Source organism: Psychrobacter sp., assembly GCF_035469765.1.
Taxonomy (GTDB): Bacteria; Pseudomonadota; Gammaproteobacteria; order Pseudomonadales; family Moraxellaceae; genus Psychrobacter.
In genome coordinates this window covers 1-5,959 of the sequence record NZ_DATIRM010000058.1, presented here as the reverse complement: position 1 = coordinate 5,959, position 5,959 = coordinate 1, and the positions used below count along the sequence as shown (strand labels likewise).

Annotated in this window: 7 protein-coding genes; 5 read left to right on the top strand and 2 right to left on the bottom strand. The window is 40.6% G+C overall.

The genetic code is table 11. From position 1 onward, the window contains the following. Positions 1 to 236 precede the first annotated feature (236 nt). Positions 237 to 482 (top strand): hypothetical protein, encoded by a 246-nt coding sequence (locus tag VLN09_RS01610; RefSeq protein WP_325243430.1) that lies wholly within the window; start codon positions 237 to 239, stop codon positions 480 to 482. A gap of 23 nt (positions 483 to 505) precedes the next feature. Next, a complete protein-coding gene (locus VLN09_RS01605; protein WP_325243428.1) occupies positions 506 to 856 on the top strand; it encodes a hypothetical protein in 351 nt (116 codons plus the stop codon). 86 nt (positions 857 to 942) lie between these two features. Here VLN09_RS01605 and ahpF read toward each other — a convergent pair whose 3' ends face one another. Beyond that, complete coding sequence (gene ahpF / locus VLN09_RS01600; RefSeq protein ID WP_325243427.1) at positions 943 to 2,520, bottom strand: alkyl hydroperoxide reductase subunit F; 1,578 nt, start codon at positions 2,518 to 2,520, stop codon at positions 943 to 945. A gap of 525 nt (positions 2,521 to 3,045) precedes the next feature. Here ahpF and VLN09_RS01595 point away from each other — a divergent pair. Continuing rightward, positions 3,046 to 3,294 carry a YdcH family protein gene (locus VLN09_RS01595; protein WP_325243425.1) on the top strand — a complete coding sequence of 83 codons (249 nt, stop codon included), beginning with the start codon at positions 3,046 to 3,048 and terminating at the stop codon, positions 3,292 to 3,294. Between the two features lie 159 nt (positions 3,295 to 3,453). Here VLN09_RS01595 and ahpC read toward each other — a convergent pair whose 3' ends face one another. Beyond that, positions 3,454 to 4,020, bottom strand: a complete 567-nt coding sequence (gene ahpC / locus VLN09_RS01590; RefSeq protein WP_201562012.1) for an alkyl hydroperoxide reductase subunit C — start codon at positions 4,018 to 4,020, stop codon at positions 3,454 to 3,456. Between the two features lie 277 nt (positions 4,021 to 4,297). Here ahpC and VLN09_RS01585 point away from each other — a divergent pair, with 277 nt between their 5' ends. Further along, positions 4,298 to 5,206 carry a hydrogen peroxide-inducible genes activator gene (locus VLN09_RS01585; RefSeq protein WP_325243422.1) on the top strand — a complete coding sequence of 303 codons (909 nt, stop codon included), beginning with the start codon at positions 4,298 to 4,300 and terminating at the stop codon, positions 5,204 to 5,206. Between the two features lie 65 nt (positions 5,207 to 5,271). Next, entirely contained in the window at positions 5,272 to 5,943 is a 672-nt protein-coding gene (locus VLN09_RS01580; protein ID WP_325243420.1) for a hypothetical protein, read from the top strand. The last annotated feature ends 16 nt before the right edge of the window (positions 5,944 to 5,959 follow it).

Below are 5,959 nucleotides of genomic sequence, written 5' to 3'. Positions count from 1 at the left end.
CATTGCCCTACCCGCCGCGTTATATGGCGTGCTGATGTATGTGATTGCGCTGCCAATTATTTTTCTTTTTCTTATTAGGAATAAAAACTGAGTAAGTAAGCCTTAATGAGGCTCTAAGCTATGCCCGTTCACATTGGATGGGTATTTGCATAAGGAAATACCTAGCCTAGATAACGACATTTTTTAATTCAAATAGCATATAAGCGCTACTTTCCAAAAACTTATAGAGTATGATTATGAAAAAACCTCTACTCATTATCGGTAATAAAAACTACTCATCATGGTCACTGCGAGCTTGGCTTTTGCTAAAAAGTTTTGATGTTGATTTTGATGAGCAGTCTATTGAACTGTTTGATCCATCAGCAATGCCCACGTTTAAAACAAATTCACCAACGGGTAAAGTACCTGTCTTAGTCTATGGTGAAATAGGATTAACAGCGCTTATTGCCAAAGTATTATTGCTGAGATGCACTCAGGACTAATGGGCATTCGTAGTGAAATGCCAATGAACATTAGAGCTACTGCTAAAATACATCCGAGCGCCGCTTGTTTAGCTGATATTGCCCGCATTGAGTATATCTTTGCAGAGTGTTTAACAAACAGCTCGTCAGATAGCTATTTATTTGGTCATTTTACTGCCGCTGATGCGTTTTTTTCTCCTGTTGTTTTACGGCTGCAAACCTATACCAAGGCTTCAGGAATAATATTAAAACCGCTTACTGAACAATATTGCCAGACTATTCTAGACAATCCTCATGTCCAAGCATGGCAAAAATCAGCACTTAAAGAAACTCGCATAATTGAAGAAGATGAAGCAGGTGAGATACTATCTGTAGAAGGGATATTGGCTAAATAGTATTTACTTAACGCTTCTAAGCAAAAAACCCCGACGCCTTAGCATCGGGGTTTTTTATTCGGACTTGTAGAAAATTAATTTAAGCCTTACTGCATAACCAAATATTCAAACGCTGATAATGCCGCTTTTGAACCTTCACCCATCGCAATATTAATCTGCTTAAAAGGGACAGTAGTGACATCACCACAAGCAAAGATACCTTTGCGATCTGTACGGCAGCGCTCATCAATCTCAATCTCGCCAAAGCGGTTTAAATCGACGAAGCCTTTGACGAACTCAGTATTTGGTATCAAACCAATCTGTACAAACACCCCTGCAACATCAAGCTCTTTATTGTCGCTGCTACTGCGATCTTGATAGACGATAGACGACACTTTACCATCAGTCGCTTTGATTTCTTGGGTCGCTGCACTGGTAATGATATCGATATTTGACTTTTCTTTGGCTTTATTAATCAATACCTGATCCGCTTTCAAATCATCAGCAAACTCAAGCACGGTCACATGCTTCACGATACCGGCAAGATCTAATGCCGCTTCGATACCAGAGTTACCACCACCGACGACGGCAATATCTTTACCTTTGAAGAATGGACCGTCACAGTGCGCACAAAAAGCCACGCCTTTACCGATGTTTTCTTCTTCACCAGCGACACCAAGCTTACGCCATTGAGCACCAGTTGCTAAGATAATACTGCGCGTCTCAAAGGTTTCGCCGGTATTTAGATGAATGCGATAATTTTCATCAGCTGTCTCACTAATCTCTTTGACACTGACATGCTCTTTAAGCGTAATGTTATATTCGTGCAAATGCTTTTCAAAATTGGCAGAGAGCTCGCCACCTGTCGTTAAAGGTACTGAGATTAAATTTTCAATATCTTGCGTATCTTTCACCTGCCCACCGATACGGTCAGCCACTATGGTGACTTTTAAGCCTTTACGCGCGGTATAAATTGCTGCAGCAACCCCAGCTGGACCCGCACCAATAATGGTCACATCTTGCTGCTCTAATTGCTCTTCGTCCTCGCCCGCTTCACTCAACAAGTCAGGAAATTGCTCTTGCAACTTCTCAATCAATTTAGCCGTGTCAATCAGACCATTAGCAAAAGGTTTACCGTTCAAAAATACTGCCGGTACGCCTTGGATATTATTTGCTTCTACTTGCTCTTGGAACAATGCACCATCGATCATCTCATTACTGATGTCATCGTTTAGTAGCGCAAATTGGTTCAGCGCTTGCACAACTTCTGGGCAACTGTGACAAGATAATGAGACATAAGTCTGAAACTGTAGTGGCTTATTAAAGCGTTTAATCAGCTTTTGAATGCCTTCGTCCAGTTTTAACGTATGACCACCGGCTTGCAAAATTGCCAATATCAATGAGGTAAACTCATGACCACCTGGAATACCACTAAAGACAATACCTGTATCCGTTAAAGCACCATCGATATGATTGATTACTTTAAAGCTAATTGAGCTTGGTAAACTGTCATCATTAACTTGTACATCAAAATTAATCTTATCTGTCGTACCAGCAATTTTGGTCAAAAAATCAATCAGCTCAGCACGCTTGCTGTGCTCGCCACTACCCAATACAAAGCTGATTGGGCGGGTCATGTTTGCGCTATAGCTCTTTACTGCATCTAATAAGCTTTGGTCTATCATAATTGTTCCTCATTATTATTGAATATGTAACATCAGCATCTGGGCTACGCGTTTAAATAGGTAAGAGTCATATGCCAGTATTGCTATTTATATACGGCGTACAACCTTTGATACGTCTATTATCAAAGGTTTGGCGATATTGGACAAGCTGATAAACTCAAACCTTACGTTTTATAAAACCTATCATAAATCAATTTTTTTATTTAATTTCAAAATTACTTATAAATGATAATCAATACTAACCATAGTATATAGGCATTTTTTTCGCTACAATTGAGTGAAGCGGATAGAAAAATTCTATTTGTCTGATAGCAGGCTTACTTTTATAAGTGCTTGATAAACCTGTTTATTAAACGTACTTTTTAAAAGTAGATTTGCTGGCATTAAGCCTAATCGTTATTCAGTCAAATGACGGTTTGGTTCCATAAAATCTAAGTCTCATAATAATAGTAATTCATCACAGCAATCTTAACGAACATGCGCGGATGCTTATGCAGGCTTGCACTTCATAACAAGGATGACAAGATGAGAAAGACAGATACATGGCAAGATAACAAAGATATTATTGCTGAGCTTAAGCAAAAAGACAGTCACTTTGCGACTATCTTTGATGAGCATACCCAGCTAGACCAGCAGATCAATCAGCTTGATAAAGATGTGATCACGCATGCTAGCCGTGAAGAGGAAATCGAGCAGATGAAACGGCGAAAGCTGCATCTAAAAGATGAGATCTATAAAATAATCGATAAAAATAAATTAGGATCTCATGCCTAACTAGTGACTATTTTAGGCAGTTAGCTATCATAAAAAATGATAAGATTCAGACAAAAAAAGACCCCATTAGCATACGTTAATGGGGTCTTTTTTATACTTTGTTTAGCATGATGAATAAGCAGATACTGCCTTTTTTCACGCTATCCAAGCGATCATCGCTTAGATTTTACCAACTAGATCAAGACTTGGTTTTAAAGTCTCTTGACCAGCTTCCCAAGCGGCTGGGCAAACTTCGCCATCGTTTTCACGAACATATTGTGCTGCTTTTACTTTACGTAGCATATCTTTTGCACTACGGCCGATACCGCCAGCATGGATCTCAGCCACTTGAATCAAACCGTCTGGATCTACCAAGAACGTACCACGCTCAGCAAGACCAGCTTCTTCAATCATGACGTTAAAGCCACGAGTGATGCGACCAGTAGGATCACCGATCATTGGGTAGGTTACTTTACCGATGGCTTCTGAAGAATCATGCCATGCTTTGTGGGTGAAATGCGTATCAGTTGATACTGAGTACACTTCTACACCTAAGCCTTTTAGCTCATCGTAATGAGCTGCCATGTCTTCAAGTTCAGTTGGGCAAACAAAGGTAAAGTCGGCTGGGTAAAATAGGAAAATCGCCCAGCTGCCTTTTACGTCTTCTGAGGTGATGGTTTTAAATTCACCATTTACAAACGCATCTGCTGAAAATTCTGGGATTTCTTGATTGATAATAGACGCCATGATTGGCTCCTTTTTTGATTGATTAAAGTTAAGTGGATTGAAATTTATTGATATATTTTTTTCTACTAACCCTTTTACTATCTGGGCTACCTGACAAACTATACGCGAATTCTATGGTTAATCAAATTAAAAGTTTTTAATTTGATGTTTTGTTTTATTAAACTTGTTAAACTATTCTATCTGCTTTTTTTATCTGTATATCAACAAAAATTGATAGTGTACACAAGATGAATGAGTAAAACAAATTGCATGAAAAACCCACTTATAGAGAGGTTTTATGATTACTTTACGTCAACTCGAGTTCGCCTTAGCCGTCGCTAAACATCGCCACTTTAAGCGCGCAGCAGAAGATTGTAATATTTCACAGTCTGCACTAAGCCTCGGTATTGCAGAGTTAGAGAAGCAGCTCGATACCCAAATTTTTGAGCGTAACAATAAGCAAGTATTGATCACCCCTATCGGTGAAGATATCTTGGTGCGGGCGCAGCGGGTGTTTTCTGAAGTCAACGACTTGACCACGCGCGCGCATAGCCATCAATCGCCGCTTGCCTACCCTATGACCGTCGGTATCATTCCAACGATTGCCCCTTATCTGCTACCAAAGGTGTTGCCTGCGCTGCGTGAGCACTATCCAGAATTTCGCATGACCATCGTTGAGCAACAAACCGAGCGCTTACTTGAACAAGTGCGTTATGGTCATATTGATACCGCTATTATCGCACTACCTTATGCGGTAGATGGCTTGCATAGTTTTGAGTTTTGGAGCGAGGACTTCTTTGCAGTATTCCCAAAAAACGATGTACACGCCAAGCTTGATACCATCAACGCTGATGAGCTGGCAACTGCAAATCTTATGTTACTTGGCGAAGGGCATTGCTTGACTGACCAAACGCTATCTGTCTGCCATTTTGACCGCGCGCAGATGAAATCTAGCTTTTCAGATGCCAGCTTAAATACTCTTATTCAAATGGCACTTGCTAATATGGGAACGACGTTGGTGCCAGAGATGGCACTCGATCAATTGCATTTACAAAACCAAAATGCGGTAGCCGTACCATTAGCAGAAAAAGGTCCGCACCGTCATATCGCCTTTGTCACCCGTTTGAATTATGCCCGTGTCGATGATGTCAATTTACTTGGTAAGGTATTTAAGCAAGCGTTTGAAGATAGCGCTGACAAAGAATAAGACCTCGATAATAAAAAATCAAAAACATCATAATTAATGATTGTTTATAAGTAGATAGGTTGACTATGGCTGGTTTTGCGCAGGTAGAGTGTGAGCCAAGAAAGTACTTCTCAATGCACTTATCTGCGCTGAATAACGCTATCACGCCAGCAGCAATCACAGAGTTTTGGCAGGATATAGCGAATTGTTATAACGAGCCGCAGCGGGCTTATCATACCTTAGACCATCTCCAACAATTATTTGGACAGTTTGAGCAGATAAAGCATCAGCTGCATGAACCGCATATCATCGCTTTGGCACTCTACTATCATGATGTGATATATGATCCAAGGCGCTCAGACAATGAATTAGAAAGTGCAGAATATGCGGTAGAAGCATTAAAAGGATATCTGAGTGCTGAGCAATGCCAACATATCTACGCACTGATTATGATGACAGCCACTCATGAGCTGCATGAATGTCTAGATAAAGATACCGTCAGTGATGCGGCTTATCTCTTGGATATGGATTTGAGCATTTTGGGTGCGCCTTGGTCTGAGTATCACCAGTATGCGCAAGCCATCCGTCAAGAATACGCACACGTGACCAAAGAAAATTACAGCGTTGGGCGCATTGCGGTACTGGAGAAGCTATTAACGCACCCAACGCTGTATCTGACAGAGTATTATCACGCACGCTTAGAAGAGCAAGCTCGAGACAATATCAAGCATGAAATCAATCTTTTACGCGCATCTTGATAAATAGCTCGCTGCC